Source organism: uncultured Flavobacterium sp. (assembly GCF_963974175.1).
Lineage (GTDB): Bacteria > Bacteroidota > Bacteroidia > Flavobacteriales > Flavobacteriaceae > Flavobacterium.
Genome location: NZ_CAXBBR010000006.1, coordinates 146,714 through 164,661 on the forward strand (window position 1 = coordinate 146,714; position 17,948 = coordinate 164,661).

18 protein-coding genes are annotated in these 17,948 nt (G+C 33.9%); 5 read left to right on the forward strand and 13 right to left on the reverse strand.

Annotation, left to right across the window (positions count from 1 at the left end; all coding sequences use genetic code 11):
* Positions 1-42: 42 nt before the first annotated feature.
* Entirely contained in the window at positions 43-1,071 is a 1,029-nt protein-coding gene (locus AAC069_RS11405; RefSeq protein ID WP_091088876.1) for a rod shape-determining protein, read from the reverse strand.
* Positions 1,072-1,126: 55 nt separating this feature from the next.
* Positions 1,127-2,653, reverse strand: coding sequence for a bifunctional phosphoribosylaminoimidazolecarboxamide formyltransferase/IMP cyclohydrolase (gene purH, locus AAC069_RS11410; RefSeq protein WP_339920596.1), 1,527 nt, complete (start codon positions 2,651-2,653; stop codon positions 1,127-1,129).
* 165 nt (positions 2,654-2,818) lie between these two features.
* On the opposite strand from purH, the gene AAC069_RS11415 reads away from it, so the two are divergent.
* On the forward strand, positions 2,819-4,069 hold the full coding sequence (locus tag AAC069_RS11415) for an ABC transporter permease (RefSeq protein ID WP_339920597.1): 1,251 nt from the start codon (positions 2,819-2,821) through the stop codon (positions 4,067-4,069).
* Positions 4,070-4,334: 265 nt separating this feature from the next.
* On the opposite strand, the gene accD is transcribed toward AAC069_RS11415, so the two are convergent.
* From accD to AAC069_RS11430, 3 genes are all read right to left on the reverse strand, one after another.
* The gene (accD, locus tag AAC069_RS11420) at positions 4,335-5,189 is read right to left on the reverse strand and encodes an acetyl-CoA carboxylase, carboxyltransferase subunit beta (RefSeq protein ID WP_091088865.1); all 855 of its coding nucleotides are present in this window, start codon (positions 5,187-5,189) and stop codon (positions 4,335-4,337) included.
* Positions 5,190-5,275: 86 nt separating this feature from the next.
* Positions 5,276-6,343, reverse strand: a complete 1,068-nt coding sequence (gene fbaA, locus AAC069_RS11425) for a class II fructose-bisphosphate aldolase (protein WP_339920598.1) — start codon at positions 6,341-6,343, stop codon at positions 5,276-5,278.
* Positions 6,344-6,409: 66 nt separating this feature from the next.
* Positions 6,410-8,968: a BamA/TamA family outer membrane protein gene (locus AAC069_RS11430; RefSeq protein ID WP_339920599.1), complete on the reverse strand. Its 2,559-nt coding sequence runs from the start codon at positions 8,966-8,968 to the stop codon at positions 6,410-6,412.
* Between the two features lie 37 nt (positions 8,969-9,005).
* On the opposite strand from AAC069_RS11430, the gene AAC069_RS11435 reads away from it, so the two are divergent.
* Positions 9,006-9,728: an RNA methyltransferase gene (locus AAC069_RS11435; RefSeq protein WP_339920600.1), complete on the forward strand. Its 723-nt coding sequence runs from the start codon at positions 9,006-9,008 to the stop codon at positions 9,726-9,728.
* A gap of 12 nt (positions 9,729-9,740) precedes the next feature.
* On the opposite strand, the gene AAC069_RS11440 is transcribed toward AAC069_RS11435, so the two are convergent.
* Both AAC069_RS11440 and ubiE read right to left on the reverse strand, forming a co-directional pair.
* Positions 9,741-10,445: a porin family protein gene (locus AAC069_RS11440; RefSeq protein ID WP_091088851.1), complete on the reverse strand. Its 705-nt coding sequence runs from the start codon at positions 10,443-10,445 to the stop codon at positions 9,741-9,743.
* 24 nt (positions 10,446-10,469) lie between these two features.
* The gene (gene ubiE / locus AAC069_RS11445) at positions 10,470-11,201 is read right to left on the reverse strand and encodes a bifunctional demethylmenaquinone methyltransferase/2-methoxy-6-polyprenyl-1,4-benzoquinol methylase UbiE (protein ID WP_339920601.1); all 732 of its coding nucleotides are present in this window, start codon (positions 11,199-11,201) and stop codon (positions 10,470-10,472) included.
* Between the two features lie 236 nt (positions 11,202-11,437).
* Here ubiE and AAC069_RS11450 point away from each other — a divergent pair, with 236 nt between their 5' ends.
* On the forward strand, positions 11,438-11,737 hold the full coding sequence (locus AAC069_RS11450) for a hypothetical protein (protein ID WP_339920602.1): 300 nt from the start codon (positions 11,438-11,440) through the stop codon (positions 11,735-11,737).
* A gap of 54 nt (positions 11,738-11,791) precedes the next feature.
* Here the strand turns inward: AAC069_RS11450 and AAC069_RS11455 are convergent, their stop codons facing one another.
* Together AAC069_RS11455 and AAC069_RS11460 are read right to left on the reverse strand one after the other, a co-directional pair.
* Positions 11,792-12,274 carry a dihydrofolate reductase gene (locus tag AAC069_RS11455; protein ID WP_339920603.1) on the reverse strand — a complete coding sequence of 161 codons (483 nt, stop codon included), beginning with the start codon at positions 12,272-12,274 and terminating at the stop codon, positions 11,792-11,794.
* A gap of 11 nt (positions 12,275-12,285) precedes the next feature.
* Entirely contained in the window at positions 12,286-12,618 is a 333-nt protein-coding gene (locus AAC069_RS11460) for a 2TM domain-containing protein (RefSeq protein WP_339920604.1), read from the reverse strand.
* A gap of 236 nt (positions 12,619-12,854) precedes the next feature.
* Between AAC069_RS11460 and AAC069_RS11465 the strand changes: the two genes are divergently transcribed.
* Positions 12,855-13,151, forward strand: a complete 297-nt coding sequence (locus AAC069_RS11465) for an isoamylase early set domain-containing protein (protein ID WP_339920605.1) — start codon at positions 12,855-12,857, stop codon at positions 13,149-13,151.
* Between the two features lie 22 nt (positions 13,152-13,173).
* On the opposite strand, the gene AAC069_RS11470 is transcribed toward AAC069_RS11465, so the two are convergent.
* The 4 genes from AAC069_RS11470 to AAC069_RS11485 form a co-directional block, all read right to left on the reverse strand.
* A complete protein-coding gene (locus AAC069_RS11470; protein WP_339920606.1) occupies positions 13,174-13,998 on the reverse strand; it encodes a thymidylate synthase in 825 nt (274 codons plus the stop codon).
* A 70-nt stretch (positions 13,999-14,068) separates the two neighbouring features.
* Positions 14,069-14,698 (reverse strand): bifunctional nuclease family protein, encoded by a 630-nt coding sequence (locus AAC069_RS11475; protein ID WP_091088830.1) that lies wholly within the window; start codon positions 14,696-14,698, stop codon positions 14,069-14,071.
* A gap of 163 nt (positions 14,699-14,861) precedes the next feature.
* A complete protein-coding gene (locus AAC069_RS11480; RefSeq protein WP_339920607.1) occupies positions 14,862-15,830 on the reverse strand; it encodes an electron transfer flavoprotein subunit alpha/FixB family protein in 969 nt (322 codons plus the stop codon).
* 73 nt (positions 15,831-15,903) lie between these two features.
* Complete coding sequence (locus AAC069_RS11485) at positions 15,904-16,650, reverse strand: electron transfer flavoprotein subunit beta/FixA family protein (RefSeq protein ID WP_339920608.1); 747 nt, start codon at positions 16,648-16,650, stop codon at positions 15,904-15,906.
* Between the two features lie 267 nt (positions 16,651-16,917).
* Here AAC069_RS11485 and AAC069_RS11490 point away from each other — a divergent pair, with 267 nt between their 5' ends.
* Positions 16,918-17,895 (forward strand): pyruvate dehydrogenase complex E1 component subunit beta, encoded by a 978-nt coding sequence (locus AAC069_RS11490; RefSeq protein ID WP_339920609.1) that lies wholly within the window; start codon positions 16,918-16,920, stop codon positions 17,893-17,895.
* Positions 17,896-17,948: the final 53 nt, after the last annotated feature.

The window sequence follows — 17,948 nt, forward strand, 5'->3', positions numbered from 1 at the left end:
TTTTGTTTCAGGATTTGCTTCTAAACGGAATTCTTCAACATCTTATTTTATTAAGATACTTTTAAATTTCGAAAGGTTTTTAAGCGCCATTCCTGTTCCTCGAACTACTGCTCTTAATGGATCTTCTGCAATGTAAACAGGTAAATCTGTTTTTTGAGAAATTCGTTTGTCTAGTCCACGTAACATAGAACCACCACCGGCAAGGTAAATACCTGTATTGTAGATGTCTGCTGCTAATTCCGGAGGAGTTTGAGACAAAGTTTCCATAACTGCGTCCTCAATTCTTTGAATTGATTTGTCTAACGCTTTAGCGATTTCTCTATAAGAAACCTCTACTTGTTTTGGTTTACCGGTAAGTAAATCTCTTCCTTGAACAGACATGTCTTCTGGAGGAGTTTCTAAGTCCTCAATAGCGGCTCCAATTTGGATTTTTATTTTTTCAGCTGTACTTTCTCCAACAAATAAGTTGTGTTGAGTACGCATGTAATATACTATGTCATTTGTGAAAACATCACCAGCAATTTTCACTGATTTGTCGCATACAATACCGCCAAGTGCAATTACAGCAATTTCAGTTGTACCTCCACCTATATCTACAATCATGTTTCCTTTTGGTTGCATTATATCGATACCGATACCAATTGCTGCAGCCATAGGTTCATGAATTAAGTAAACTTCTTTACCATTTACTCTTTCACAAGATTCTTTTACCGCTCTCATTTCAACTTCTGTAATTCCAGAAGGAATACATACCACCATTCGTAAAGCAGGTGTGAACATTCTTTTTTTCAATGCTGGTATGCTTTTTATGAACATACTAATCATTTTTTCTGAAGCATCAAAATCAGCAATCACACCATCTTTCAAAGGTCTTATTGTCTTAATGTTTTCATGTGTTTTACCCTGCATCAAGTTGGCTTCTTTACCAACAGCAATGATTTTACCAGAGATCCTGTCTCTAGCAACTATTGATGGGCTGTCAATTACGACTTTATCATTATGTATGATTAAAGTGTTAGCGGTACCAAGGTCTATCGCAATATCCTCGGTCATGAAATCAAAAAATCCCATAAGTTTTTCAGGGGTTTAAAAAGTTAAAAATTAGGAGCGTACAAAGTTAAACAAATTAATGCTTAAAATGACGTGTTCCTGTAAATACCATTGCAAGTTTATTCTCATTACAATAGTCGATGCTTAATTGATCTTTTATCGATCCTCCTGGCTGAATGACAGCTGTTATGCCAGCGTCTTTTGCAAGTGCTACACAATCTGGAAAAGGGAAGAAAGCGTCGCTAGCCATTACGGCTCCGTTTAAGTCAAAACCAAAAGTTTTTGCTTTTTCAATTGCTTGAAGCAAGGCATCAACTCTTGAAGTTTGCCCTGTTCCTGATGAAATGAGTGTTCCGTTCTTTGCAAAAACAATAGTGTTAGATTTTGTGTTTTTACAAATTTTAGAGGCAAATATTAAATCTTGAATTTCCTTTTCTGTGGGACTAGTTATAGTAACGGTTCTAAGATCTTCTTTATTGTCGGTAATGTTATTTCTTTCTTGAATTAAAAGTCCGTTCAAACAAGATCTTACTTGTTTTTGCGGTAAGTCTATTTCGTTTTGAATTAAAATAATTCTATTCTTCTTTTCTTGTAAAACGGCAATTGCGTCAGCATCATATGAAGGAGCAATTACTACTTCGCAAAACAATTTATTTATTTCAGTTGCCGTAGCGACGTCTATTTTTGTATTTGCAATTAAGACACCACCAAATGCTGATGTTGGGTCACAAGCTAAAGAGGCATTGTAAGCATCGCTTATTGTATCTCTTGTAGCTAGGCCACAAGCATTATTGTGTTTTAATACGGCAAAAGTAGGTTTGTCAGTTTTGAACTCAGCAATCAAATTAACTGCGGCATCTACATCTAATAAATTGTTGTATGATAATTCTTTCCCGTGTAGTTTGTTAAACATAGCGTCAAAATCACCAAAGAAGAATCCTTTTTGATGAGGATTTTCTCCATATCTTAATATCTGACCATCTGCGATACTTGCTTTGAAAATAGTTTCATCAGTATTGAAATAGTTAAAGATAGCAGTGTCATAATGAGAAGAAACATGAAAAGCTTTTGTTGCCAATAATTTTCTGTCGGCAATAGTTGTCGCTCCATTTTGATCTGTTATTAAGTCTAAAAGTGTACTATATTCTTCAACTGATGCAATTATAACGGTATCCTTGAAGTTTTTTGCAGCAGCACGAATTAAAGAAATTCCACCAATGTCTATTTTTTCAATAATATCACTTTCACTTGCTCCAGAAGCAACTGTTTTTTCAAAAGGGTACAAATCAACAATTACTAAATCGATTTGGGGAATATTAAACTCCTCCATTTGTTGAACATCACTTTCATTATCTTGACGGTTTAAGATACCACCAAAAACTTTTGGGTGTAATGTCTTTACTCTTCCACCTAGGATCGAAGGGTAAGAAGTTACATCTTCAACAGGTACTACTGGAATACCTAAGTTTTTTATAAAATCTTCAGTTCCACCTGTAGAATATAAAATCACATTCTGAGAATGTAGTTTTCTAACTATAGGTTCTAAACCTTCTTTTGAAAATACTGAAATTAATGCTGATTGAATCGTTTTAGCTGTGCTCATTATGTAGTTATAGTTATAAAGTGCAAAAATAGTTAATTTTTGATTATAAATTTATATGAAGTGTTGTAACATTGTCTTAAAAAATCAGACCAACTTGAAGTATCCTTTATTATTTGGTTTTTGAATAATATTTTAAGATTTTTACAATAACAGAAAAAAGTGTTTATGCTAGTATATCTCCGATTATTGAAAGAAAGTTTTGCTTTTGCAATGAATGCATTGCGAAGTAATATGTTGCGAACTTTGCTTTCATTGCTGGGAGTGACTATCGGGATTTTTTCAATTATAGCGGTGCTTGCTGCTGTGGATTCATTGGACAGAAAGATCTCTAAAGATTTAAGTGGTTTAGATAAAAATACGATTTATTTAATGAAATTCTCTTTTGGGCCTTCTGAAATTCCCAAATGGAAAAGAGAGCAGTTTCCTAATATTAAGTATGATGAATATACCTATATGAAAGGTGCTATGACTAATACGGATCAATTGGGTTATCAAATTTTCACTAAACGGGAATCTATAAAATACGATTCAAACACAGTAAGTGACGTTAATATGGTGCCGGTATCCTATGAATTTATAGATATTCAAGGGTTAGAGTTTGATAAAGGAAGGTTTTATAATGAGTCAGAAGCAAATTCAGGTTCGAAAGTTATTGTTTTAGGAAGTGAAATTGCAAAATCACTTTTTGATGAATTAGAGCCAATTGGTAAGAACGTCAGAGTGTACGGTCAACGTTTTACTGTAATTGGAGTGTTAAAGAAACAAGGCGCAGGTCTGTTTGGAGACAGTGACGATACTTCTGCTTTTATTCCAGTTAATTTTCTTAGACAGTTGTATGGAGATAACAATGAATCTTTAGTAAATGTAATTATTCTAAAACCCAATAAAGGGGTTGATATGGGTGCTTATAAGTCTGAAATTTCTCAAAAACTTAGAAGCTACAGAGGTGTGAAAGCTGGTGAAATAGATAATTTTTTTATAAATGTATTCTCTGGTTTTACAGATTTAATTGATGGGATTATATTGAATATGAAATTTGGAGGATGGATGATTAGTGGGTTTTCTCTTTTAGTTGGAGGATTTGGAATTGCAAATATCATGTTTGTTTCAGTAAAGGAACGCACGAATCTAATAGGAATTCAAAAATCATTAGGAGCCAAAAACCGTTTTATCTTATTCCAATTTTTATTCGAAGCTGTTATATTGTCTGTCATTGGCGGGGTTATCGGATTGTTTTTAGTGTGGATTATTGCTTTAATATTAACCAATGTGTTAGATTTCGAATTTGTTTTAGGGATGGGTAATATTCTTTTGGGAACATTATTGGCAGGGTTAATTGGTTTAATTTCCGGAATATTGCCTGCGATTACTGCTTCAAAATTAGATCCTGTTGAAGCAATTAGAACAGGTATGTAAGCCGGTTTATTGCTAGTTGCTGCTGTGCTGTGTGAAAAAGAGTGGTATTGTTAATTCATTTATTTGGGTACGGAATCAGGAGACATTCGCACAATATTTTAATGTGTTCGGTTTGGTAGTAGTAGACTTCTTGTTTTTTATTGCAGCTTAGAAATAAATACGACCAATAAAAATATTCCAGTTTTCGTAAACATAAATTTAAAATAAAAGCATAAAAAAAGGCGCAAATTATATTTGCGCCTTTAGTATTTTTTGGATAGTTATACTATCTAATATCATTATTTTGAATCAAATCGATATACAAGTTGATCTTGTCTTTCAATTCTTTTCTTGGCGTGATAAAGTCTAAGAAACCATGCTCTAAAAGAAATTCAGCAGTTTGGAAACCTTCAGGTAAATCTTTACCCGTAGTATCTCTTACAACTCTTGGTCCTGCGAATCCAATTAAGGCACCTGGTTCAGAAATGTTAATATCTCCTAACATGGCATATGATGCAGTTGTTCCTCCTGTTGTAGGATCTGTACATAAAGAGATGTAAGGTATTTTTTCCTCAGCAAGCTGGGCAAGTTTTACCGATGTTTTTGCTAATTGCATTAAAGAATAAGCAGCTTCCATCATTCTCGCTCCGCCTGATTTAGAGATCATTATAAATGGGATTTTGTTTTTGATAGAGTGATTAATCCCTCTTGAGATTTTTTCACCTACAACCGCTCCCATTGATCCACCAATAAAGGCAAAATCCATACAGCAAATTACTACGTCTCTACCTTTGGATTTTCCAACTCCAGTACGTACCGCATCTTTAAGTTTGGTTTTCTCCATAACATCTTTTAATCGGTCTGCATATTTCTTTGTATCAACAAAGTGCAAAGGGTCTTTAGACGTTAAGTTTTTATCTAATTCAACAAATTCATTATTGTCAAATAAGATTTCAAAATAGGTGCTACTACCAATTCTAACATGAAAACCATCTTCTGGACTTACAAATAAATTGCGTTCCAACTCATCGGCATCAATAATTTTTCCTGTAGGAGATTTGTACCAAAGACCTTTAGGAACATCCATTTTGTCTTCAGTCGCAGTTGTAATTCCTTTTTCTTTTCTTTTAAACCAAGCCATATTTAATAGTTATGAGTTATGAGTTAAAAGTTATGAGTTATAAAATAGAAAGAATACTTCTACTTTATAACTCATAATTCTTAATTTTATAGTGTATTCACGTTGTTCAAGTCGGCAAATGCTTGCTCTAATCTTGCGTTGAAAGTCATTTCGCTTTCACGAATCCATTTTCTTGGGTCGTAATATTTTTTGTTTGGAATATCAGCACCATCTGGGTTACCAATTTGAGTTTTCAAATAATCAATATTTTTAACCATATAGTCACGGATACCTTCAGTAAATGCAAATTGCAAGTCGGTATCGATGTTCATTTTGATAACTCCGTAGCTAATTCCTTCTCTGATTTCTTCTAGTGTAGAACCTGATCCACCGTGGAAAACAAAATCAACAGGATTGTTTCCTGTGTTGAATTTCTTTTGAACGAAATCTTGAGAGTTTTTCAAAATTTTCGGAGTCAATTTTACATTACCTGGTTTGTAAACACCATGTACGTTTCCAAAAGCAGCAGCAATAGTAAATCTTGGGCTTATTTTAGATAATTCTTCGTAAGCATAAGCTACTTCTTCTGGTTGAGTATATAATTTAGAGCTGTCTACATCTGAGTTGTCAACACCATCTTCTTCACCACCTGTAATTCCAAGTTCGATTTCAAGAGTCATTCCCATTTTACTCATTCTAGCTAAGTATCCTTTGCAGATCTCAATGTTCTCTTCGATTGGCTCTTCAGACAAGTCAATCATATGTGAGCTGTATAATGGTTTTCCAGTTGCTGCAAAATGTTCTTCTGAAGCATCTAATAATCCGTCAATCCAAGGTAAAAGTTTTTTTGCACAGTGGTCAGTATGTAGTATTACTGTAGCTCCATATGCTTCAGCCAATGCATGTACGTGTTTTGCACCAGCAATACCTCCAGCTATAGCTGATTTTTCATTTGCATTAGAAAGTCCTTTTCCAGCATTAAATTGTGCTCCTCCGTTAGAAAATTGAATAATAACAGGAGCATTTAATTTTGCTGCAGTTTCAAGAACTCCATTTATTGTACTAGAACCAGTAACATTTACTGCAGGTAGAGCAAAGCCTTTTTCTTTTGCATAATTGAAAATTTCTTGTACTTGATCTCCTGTAGCTACGCCCGGTTTGATGTTATGTCCCATTTTAATTTTTTTTAGTTGGTTTTTTTGTTTTTAGTTCAAGACTGCAAAAATAAGAATTAAATAGCATTAGAAGGGGTAATTTATTCCAAAATTTAAAACAGAGTTTGCAAAGTTGTATTCTCTAAACCATTTTTCTCCAGAATCGTTGGCCGGATTATAGGTTTTAAATCCGAAATCAAATCGTATAACAAAAAAACTTAAATCATATCTTAGTCCGAAACCAGTTCCCAAAGCAATGTCTTTTAGACTTTTAAAACCGGTGAAAGTGGACTTTTCATCAGTCACGTTATCGTAAACATTCCAAATATTACCTGCATCAGCAAAAAAAGCTCCTTTTAATTCTCCCAAAATTTTAAATCGAAATTCAGCGCTCAATGCAATTTTCATATTTGCTTCGTTAAAATCGTCTTTTGCTCCACTGCTTCCAGGTCCTAAACTATAAGGTTGCCAAGCTCGGTTGTCATTTGAGCCACCAGAAAAATAACTTCTAGAAAACGGAATGTAATCAGAGTTGCCAAAAGGAATTGCTATCCCAAAGAAGCTTCTGACAGCAAGTACTTTCTCCTTGGTTAGATCCCAGTGTTTAATATAGTCAAATTCTGTTTTGATATATTCTGAATACTCTAAATTGAAAAGTTCAAATTTGCCGTTTTTATTTTCAACTTGATTTGTCGTATTCGAAATTAAAGTCAATAGTGATCCCGCAGATTCAATTTTTGTTTTGAAGAGGTAAAAAGTGTTATCTAGTAAATCTGTTTTGGTCGTTTTTGTAAACGTATAACTAGTGGCTAGAATAAAATCGTTTTCAGTTAGTCTTAATCTTCGCTCTTCGATGCTCTTTACTGAAGCGTAATCAGTATCTGAAGATGTTAATGCAGTATTTCCAGCTAATACATCGGTAATAAACCCTGTTGTTCCTTTTTCAATTATTAAATCATTGTTGTCGTCAAAATAGGTTGGTTCTATATTGTATGTTTTTCCAATTTCGTTCAAAGCAGTATAGGAAGATCCGTAGACATTAAAATAATTTTGTGGATTCAGGTTTTGAACAAATTGGGCGTTGAAAAGGTCAAAACGAGCGGTGTTGTTTTTCTTAGGAGTCCAGTTGTAAGTAAATGCTCCAGTGAAATTTTCCTTGTCTAATCCAATGTTTCTTTGTCTTGCAAATCCAATAGCCATAAGGGTAGAAGGAATCATACTTTTCTTAATAATTTTTTCGGTAGAGAAAGGCATAAAGATCCTCGGGACGTTTAGCTTTAAGTCAACTCCGTATTCTGAAACATTAAAAAATTGATTGTTTGGATTGGCTAAATCTTTAGATGAACCAATGTTTCCACGTACGGAAGCCTCCAATGTTTCGGCACCGTTAAATACATTTCTGATCGTTTCTGAAATGCTTAATGCGATTCCTATATCCTGAATATTAGAATGTGTGATGTCCAGGGAGGTTCCAAAACTATATTTTTTTCTTGGTGTTAAGTATATTTTTGCAATCAAAGAACTATATGTAGTGTCTCTTGAGTCAATTTCATATTGGACGGTAGGGTAATTGAATATTTTAAGGTTATTCAAATAACGTGTAGTTAGAACAGTTTTGTTGTCTGCGAAAAGCCCGCCCTTAGTGATAAAAATCGCATCTGTTATCGCGTGTGGTTTGTATTTTAATTTTTCGTGACTGTATAAATTAAAATTTTTATAAGTAGTACTATCCGTGATTTTTGAACTACTGTTGTTAGGGGAATAATCCGTATAGATGTTTACATCACTTATTTTATATATCTTAAAAGGTTCTGTTCTCGTAGAGTCTTTATCTTGATAGGAATAATCATTGATGATTAAGTTTACATTGGCCTTATCGACTTTTTGAATGGTGTCAATATCGAAGTTTACATAAGTAGGCTGAAAGTAGTACACACCATTATTTCTGAAATGGGTAGTAATACGGTTTTTCTCATCGTCAAAATCAAGTGTTTTATATTGAGTTCCTGACTTAAGGATGGAGTTAGATTTAATTGTTTCGTATAATGAATCTAAGGCAGGGGTAGCAATTGTTGTTTGTATGGTGTCTAGGAAGTACGGTTTTCCTGTGCTGATTTCATATTTTATTTTGGCTCTTTTAGGAGCCACAGTATCTACTTTGTAATCTGTACTTACATTGAAGAAACCATTATTGAAATAATAGTAATTCAGACGTAAGATTGATTTTTTGGTTTTGGTGCTGTCTAGTATTACAGGAGGTTCCCCTGTTTTTTTAAGGAAATCATGAATTCCGTGATACCAAAAAGATTTCCCAAGTCGGTCTACTTGTTTTGCCGACAGCCATTTTGATTTTCTTTCGTACTTGCCAGGATGATTTGTAAATTTTGCTTGGTAGGTTGAATCTGGATTCAAATTAGCTAAATTGTACAAATTTAAACGCAGACGAAAGCCTAATGACAAAGTGCTATTTGGTTTTTGATATAATTGATTAAACACATTTTCTGCCTTTGTCGCTTTCCCATTTACTATAATTTGATTTTTAGTAAGGAGTTGTTTTCCATCAGGAACTCTTTTTACAGCGTTACAGGCGCAAATAAATGTTGCTATTAGAATAAATGCTGCTATTTTTGTAGAAATCTTCTTCAAGTGTTATAAAATATTTAATTCAAAAGTACATTATTTTATGGTTAGTAAAAACCAAATAAAACTTATAACGAGTTTACAGCAAAAAAAATATAGAACCAGCAATAAATTATTTTTTGCCGAAGGCGTAAAAGTAATTCAAGAATTGTTAGATTCAAATTTTGAACTGGAACATTTGTATTCCACTCAAAACGATTTTGAAGATGTTTTACCATCAAAAAAATCGTTGATACTAGAACCAGACTTGAAGAAAATCAGTGCATTGGCAACGGCTAATAGCTGTTTAGCAGTGTTTAAAATCCCTCTTGAGAAGAAAGTTAAAGAATCAGGTTTAATTGTTGCTTTAGACTCCATACGTGATCCAGGCAATTTAGGGACGATTTTAAGGTTGTGCGACTGGTTTGGTGTTAAGGAGATCGTGTGTTCAAAAGAAACTGTAGATTTATACAATCCAAAAGTGGTGCAGGCTACTATGGGTTCTATAGCGCGAGTTAATATGAGTTATATTGATTTAAATTCTTTTATCGCCGCTACTAATTTGCCGGTTTTTGGTACATTTATGGACGGCGTAAATATTTACAAAACTACGTTGCCGCAAGAAGGTATTGTGGTTATGGGTAATGAAGCGAATGGAATTTCAAAGGAACTCGAAAAGTTGATAAAAAATAAGTTGTCTATTCCTCGTTTTGGAGAAATTCAAAAAACTGAAAGTTTGAATGTGGCGACTGCAACAGCAATCATACTCAGTGAATTTAGGAGGTAGTGTTGATGTCTACTAATGAAAGGTAAAATTAATCAATATCGCTCTCGTTTTTAGAGATTGAATGTCGCCTGTCCATGGACTGTTAGGATCATTGTCCCGTATCAACTCATCGTTAATCCCAAAAACTCCTCGGATAGAAGGGGAAAATATGAAATATTCAGAGAAAAGATCGATGCCAAAACCTACTTCATAATTGGTAGTCCAGGGTTTTACTCTGAATTTTTGTTCGTAATTGTCATCGATTGCTTTGGAATTTCCTGACAAATTTAAAGTAGCAGAAACACCTCCAACAAGATACGGTCGAATGTTACCCGTCCTTAGTGAAGAGAATTTCAACAATAGAGGGAAATGGATGTAGGTACTACTTACTTCTCTTAGAATATCTGTTTTTTTAGTAAATCCAGGAAAGTAGAGGTCTCTCTGGGTGTAGTATAAACCAGGTTCAAATCTTAGATTGATATATTCTTGAAGTTTTAGATCGCCTACTATTCCCACGTTAAAGCCGGTGGTCTTTTTAACAAGGATGTCCGGCCCTACAGTTCTGTAGTCTATTTTGAAGTCGTAGGAGTTAAATCCTAAGAAATAACCGTAATAGACTCTGGATTTTTGAAAATTTTCTAAATTGATTATAGGATCTTTCGCAAACATGCTTTTTTTAAACTGTGAGTTTCCTTTAATGGACAAAACGAGTAAAAGCAAGACAACAATTTTTTTCATGTTTGGGCTGAATATATCTCAGTATTAGTTTTTAGATGCCGAATAAATGGTAGCTACCCCAAAAGTTTGCGGTAGGGCTATTACATCTATAAACCCAATTTTTCTCAATATATTGTTTAAAGCCTCTCCATAAGGAAATGCTGCAGCTGATTCTGACAAATATCCATAAGCTACATCGTCTTTTGAGAAAAGTTTACCAATGATTGGCAGTATGTTTTTACTGTAAAAATTATACCCTTGTTTGTAAGGCGTTTTATCTGGAACCGAAGTCTCAAGAATAACGAAAACACCATTCGGTTTTAAGACACGTAGTATTTCTTTTAGTCCTTTTTCAAGTGTTTCGAAGTTTCTTACGCCAAAGGCAACCGTGATTGCGTCAAAATAATTGTCTTCAAACGGCATGTTTTCAGAATCCCCTAATACCATTTCTATTGTATTAGATAGTTTCTTGTTGGCGATTTTTTTTACACCTACTTCAAGCATTCCTGAAGAAATGTCTAAACCAATAATTTTTTTAGCATTGGTTTGCGCCATCAAAATAGCTAAGTCACCAGTCCCTGTAGCAATATCCAATATTGTTTCTGGATTTGATTTTGCGACAATTTCCAATACTTTTTTTCGCCACTTGATGTCTATTCCAAAAGAAATGACACGGTTCAAATTATCGTAATTTCCAGAAATAGTATCAAACATTTTTGCAACCTGTTCTTTCTTGCCTAAATCGGAATTTTTATATGGAGTTATGTTTTTTGACATTTTTTAAATTTTCACAAATATAATACATTCTAATTTGAACCGTAATCCAGATTTCAAAATAGTAAGAAAAAAATGGGGCTTATGTTTGGTTTGTACTTATCTAGATATGAGGTTGAAAAGCGAGTGTTATAAATAAATTGAAATATCACTAAAAGTGGGTATTGTGGGTGAGCGTTTTTATAACGATTTTTACACTATAAAATTATAATAGTTTTTCAATGATTAAAAGGGAATTAATGACCCAAATCAAGTGGTTGCTTCTTGCGCTAGTTATATCACTTGTTCTTGTAGGCGGGTTTGACGGTACCGTTGTAAAAGGTGGTAGTGTATTTATTGCGCAGCACACGTTCTTAGGATTAAATTTGTTTTTGGAAATTTTAATTTTTTTTGTCTTTAGTACCTTCGTGGTATTTGGTATTAAAGGCTTTTTTGAGATGTACTCTCAGAAAACATCAAATGTTATTATCTTCATTTCTGGAGTTTTATTAACATTCGTTATTTTTGGATTGTGTTATCAAATTCTGTTTCAAGAGTAGGTCATTTTCCTAATCATTGTTTTAAAAGAAAAACACCCTAATTAGGGTGTTTTTTTATTTTCTAATGTACGTTTGGTAAGTGTAATCAAATTGATGTTTCTCGTCCTTATTTTGGAGTTCAGAATGTATCAGTTCCCAATCCTTAAGGTCAATTTCTGGAAAAAAAGCATCTGCTTCAAAGGTGTGATGAACACGTGTTAATTCAATTTTATTTGAAAAAGGAATTCCTAAATTATAAATTTCACCTCCACCTATAATATATATAGCTTCATTTGAAGGGCATATTTCTATTGCTTTCTCCATACTGCTAACTACAATACAACCTTCTGGGTTATAGTTTTCTTGACGACTTATAACTATGTGTGTTCTGTTAGGTAACGGTTTTGGAAAACTTTCAAATGTTTTTCGCCCCATAATGATAGGGTGGCCTGAAGTGAGACTTTTGAATCTCTTGAAATCGTTGGGTAAGTGCCAAACCAATTCATTGTTTTTTCCAAGTGCATTGTTTTCTGATGCTGCCGCAATCATTATAATCATGTTTCTAGTTCTTATATTGAAGTGTCTTCAGTTATTTGTGATTCTAATTCAGCTATTTTGTTTTTTTGTAATGCAACCAGTCTGTCTATCTGCTCTCTTTCCCAGTTTTTATTCATAAAACGGTCGGTTATGTACACTTTGATGAAATGCAATAGGAAAATAAAAAACCATGCTGTAATTAGGTAAATATACCAATTTGAATCTATTCCAAAATTAAAAAGTTTGGTTGAGACAAACAAAAATAAACTGGCTAAAAATAGAAGTACAAAATGAAAATATAACCCTTTTTTTTGTTTTATCCTTCTTCGGGCATATTCATATAGTTCATGTTGTTCTCTTTCCATAAGTTGAATTTTGGTTATAAAGATAAAATTTAATTCGGAAAGTCGACAATTAGACTATCTAATATTTATTGAGAAAACGTTTTCTTTTTTATTTTAGAAAATTTAAGCTTATGTTAATTGTTAAATTAGCTAAAATTTAACACTGTTTGCCTCATACTACTAAATCTGCATGGAGTGTGACTTAAACTCAATAAAATTTGTTTTCTTTGCTTTATAATATTAAAAATGAAACTGTTATGGCTATTAAAAAGCAATTTATAAAAACAAAACCGGTATGTAAAGTTACCTTTTCAGTTGAGGCAAAAGAAGCTGATGAAGCTGCGGTTATTGGAGATTTTAACAATTGGAATCCTAAAGAAGGGGTTTTAAATAAATTAAAAAATGGTACTTTCAAAGGTGTCTTTAGCATAGATAAGGACGCTGCTTACGAATTCAAGTATGTAATAGACGGTGCATTTGTAAATGAAACTGAAGCAGATTCTTTTAAATGGAACGAGTTTGCAGGAGCAGAAAATAGTGTTTTAGTTGTTTAACTAAAACATTTTTTTTTGTCTATTATACGGCCACATTCCCTTTAATAAGGGCATGGGGCTCATATCCTTCTAACGTGAAATCATCAAATTCAAATTTGAATATGTCTTTTATGGACGGATTCAAGATCATTTTTGGTAAAGATTTTGGTTCTCTAGATAATTGCAATTGCAGTTGCTCGATATGATTATTGTAAATGTGTGCGTCTCCAAAAGTATGGATAAACTCGCCTGCTTCTAGATCGCAAACTTGTGCAATCATCATGGTAAGTAGGGCATAAGATGCAATATTAAAAGGGACTCCTAAAAAGATATCGGCACTGCGCTGGTATAGCTGGCAGGATAGCTTACCATCGGCTACATAAAATTGAAAGAAAGCGTGGCAAGGCGGTAAAGCTGCTTTATTGTTAGCTACATTTTCCTCAAAGGATTTTGTAGTATCCGGAAGTACAGATGGATTCCATGCGGAAACAAGCATTCTACGACTGTTAGGATTTGTTTTTAATTCGGTAATTAAATCGGCTATTTGATCTATTTCTTCACTGTTCCAGTTGCGCCATTGATGACCATAAACAGGTCCCAAATCGCCATTGGTATCAGCCCATGCATCCCAGATTTTAACTCCGTTTTCTTGAAGGTATTTAATATTAGTATCTCCTTTTAAGAACCAAAGTAGTTCATATACAATTGATTTGAAATGCAATTTCTTAGTGGTTACCATAGGGAAACCTTCGCTTAAGTCAAAACGCATCTGATGACCGAAAACACTTTTGGTTCCTGTTCCCGTTCTGTCTCCTTTTTGACAGCCGTTGTCCATAACGTGTTGCACTAAGTCTAAATATTGCTTCATTGAAATGTTTATTTGGTGATTTGATAATTTGGTATTGAATTCAAAAATAGCCAAATTAACGATTGTACAACTACGATTCCCTTTTAGAAATTTCGTCTCTTATTTTAGCTGCTTTCTCATAGTCCTCGTGTTGAACTGCCTGATCAAGTAATTCACTTAATTCCTGAAGGCTATGCTTAATATAAATACGACCGCTTTCGTTGCTTTCTTCTTCATTTCCAAAAGTTTCTGGGTTTGAAAGAATATCATCGATTTCTTGGGAGTCTTTATCTGTTTCTTGTGAATTTGCTTTTAAATAAATACCGGCTTTGTCTAGAATATTTTTGTAAGTAAAAATAGGTGCGTTAAATCGTAATGCAAGTGCGATTGCATCTGAGGTACGTGCATCTATTATTTCTTCAATTTTATCTCTTTCGCAAATGATGCTGGAATAAAATACACCGTCAACTAATTTATGAATGATGACTTGTTTTACAGTGATGTCAAATCGTTCTGCAAAGTTTTTGAATAAATCATGTGTCAACGGGCGAGGTGGTTTAATTTCTTTTTCTAAGGCGATTGCTATAGATTGTGCTTCAAATGCACCGATGACAATTGGTAGTTTTCTTTCGCCATCAACTTCATTCAAAATCAGGGCATAAGCTCCATTTTGTGTTTGGCTGTATGAAATTCCTTTTATCGATAATTTAACTAAACTCATATTTGCTGAAATGAAAAGTACGGGGTACCTAATTTAAAGATTTAATTTCGTTATTAAATTTGGGTGCAATTTTAATAAAAAAATGACAGACAAAAAAACTGCCTGAAAACAAAGGTACGATTATCTTGTTTTCAGGCAGCTATATTTCTTGAAGAATATTACATTATGACTGTTGCGCCTTGAATGTTTTAAATTTCTCGATTAATCTAGGAACGATATCAAATGCATCTCCAACGATTCCGTAGTCAGCCACTTTAAAAAACGGAGCTTCTGGATCACTATTGATAACCACTTTTACTTTTGAAGAACTTATTCCTGCTATATGTTGGATTGCTCCAGAGATTCCTATTGCAATATATAGGTTAGTTGCTACCGGTTTTCCAGTTTGACCAACATGTTCTCCGTGAGGTCTCCAACCTAAGTCGGAAACTGGTTTAGAACAAGCAGTTGCTGCACCAAGTACAGTTGCTAATTCTTCTATCATTCCCCAATTTTCAGGTCCTTTTAATCCACGACCTGCAGAAACTACGATGTCAGCATCAGCGATAGATACTTTTCCAGATACTTTTTCTACTGATTCTACTTTTACTCCAAAATCATTTTCTCCAATAGTGGGATTGAAGTCTTCTTCAGTTAGTGTAGATGGGTTTTCAGAAATACCGTAAGAATTTTTGGCAAGACCAAGAACTTTTACTTCAGTACTGATTTCTGTTATATTAAATGCTTTATTTGAAAATGCATTTCTTTTTACTTGGAAAGGAGATGTGCTTAATGGCAATCCCACTACATTAGAAGCGAAACCAGCCTCTAAAGACACGGCAACAAGTGATGAAAGATAGATACTGTCAGTTGTTGATGAAAGTAAAATTACTTTAGCGCTTTCTTTTTGTGCTGCTTGTTTGATAACATCAGCATATGCTTTAGCAGTAAAACCTGCTAATTTATCGTTGTTTACTTTTAATACTTTGTCTACTCCGTATTTTGATAATTCCGAAACATCACCAGCGTTAACTGTTACTGCTGTTACAGTTGTTCCTAGAGATTCGGCTACTTTTTTTGCATATGAAGCCAATTCAAAAGCTACTTTTTTGAACTTTCCTTCCGCAGATTCTGCATATATTAATATTGACATGATTTATTTTTTTAAAGTTTAAAGTTCCAGGTGTAAAGTTTATTACTGAACACTGAATACTGAACACTGATTTCTAGATTACTTTTGCTTCGTTGTGTAATAAGTCGATTAATTCGTCTAGATTGTCTGGAGAAATTAATTTCACAGCTGATCTAGGTGCTGGTTTTTCAAATTTTACTGCTTTAGTATTTACTGGAGCATCAACAGGTTCAACAATCGTTAGCGCTTTACTTCTAGCAGTCATAATTCCTCTCATGTTCGGAATACGTAAGTCTTTTTCTTCTACAAGTCCTTTTTGGCCTCCAATAATTAATGGAAGAGAAGTAGAAACAGTTTCTTTCCCACCATCAATTTCACGAATTGCTGTTACATTTGTTCCTTCAACGGTAAGGCCGGTACAAGAATTAATGAAATTATTACCCAAGATACCTGCAATCATTCCAGGAACCATTCCTCCGTTATAGTCTAATGATTCTTTTCCTGCAATAACAAGATCGTAACCACCATTTTTTATAACATCGGCAAGTTGTTTTGCTACAAAGAAACCATCAGTAGGAGCTGCATTTACACGAATTGCTTCGTTTGCTCCAATAGCTAATGCTTTTCTTAAAGTAGGTTCAGTTTCTGGTCCTCCAACATTCACAACAGTAACTGTTGCTCCTTGTTGTTCTTGAAACCATATTGCTCGTGTTAATCCGAATTCGTCATTTGGATTAATTACATATTGTACCCCATTGGTATCGAATTCAGAATCACCATTGGTAAAATTAATTTTTGAAGTAGTATCAGGAACGTGACTGATGCAAACTAATATTTTCATAGGATTGTTTTTTATTTTTCTAATAGTCTTTTACAAAATTAGGATATTAATTCGAATAATATACTATGCATGCATAGTTTTTTTTAGTAAGCTATTACGATTTCGTAGCCCGGATAGTAGCGACATCCTTTGTGTGGCTCCTTTAGCCACAGGAAGATATAGCGTATAGCCGGATACAGCTGCTGATTATTTTAGAGTAATTTATGCAAAAAAGTGATTTAAAATATTTATTTTTGCTATCGAAAATTAGACATATACAATATAAATATGAGAACGATACAATTTAGAGAGGCTATTTGCGAAGCGATGAGTGAAGAAATGCGTAATGATGAGTCCATATATTTAATGGGTGAAGAAGTTGCGGAATACAATGGTGCTTACAAAGCGTCTAAAGGTATGCTTGCCGAATTTGGAGAAAAAAGAGTAATTGACACTCCAATCGCAGAGCTAGGTTTTACAGGGATTGCAGTAGGTTCAGCGATGAATGGTTGCAGACCTATTGTAGAATACATGACTTTTAATTTCTGTCTTGTAGGGATTGATCAAATTATAAATAATGCAGCTAAGATGCGTCAAATGACTGGTGGTCAGTTTAACGTGCCTATTGTTTTTCGTGGCCCAACAGCTTCGGCAGGACAATTAGGAGCGACTCACTCACAAGCATTAGAAAACTGGTTTGCTAACACACCTGGTCTTAAAGTAGTAGTTCCATCTACTGTTTATGATGCAAAAGGATTGTTGAAATCAGCTATTCGTGATAATGATCCTGTGATTTTCATGGAATCAGAACAAATGTATGGTGATAAAGGTGAGGTTCCAGATGGGGAGTACACTATTCCTATTGGAGTTGCTGATATCAAGCGTGAAGGAACAGATGTTACTATCGTTTCTTTTGGTAAAATTATCAAAGAAGCTCATATCGCTGCTGAGGAATTAGCCAAAGAAGGAATTTCTTGCGAAATTATCGATTTGAGAACAGTACGTCCTATGGATTATGACACTATTTTAACATCTGTTAAAAAAACAAATAGATTGGTAGTTCTTGAAGAGGCTTGGCCTTTTGCAAGTGTTGCTTCTGAAATTACTTATATTGTTCAAGAACGTGCTTTTGATTTTCTTGATGCACCAATTCAAAGAATTACAACTGCTGATACGCCAGCGCCTTATTCTCCAGTATTATTGAAAGAATGGTTGCCAAATGCGGATGACGTTATAAAAGCGGTTAAAAAAGTAATGTATAAATAATATACTAAACCATGTTATGAAAGCTTCATCAATCGTTCGTTTGATGAAGTTTT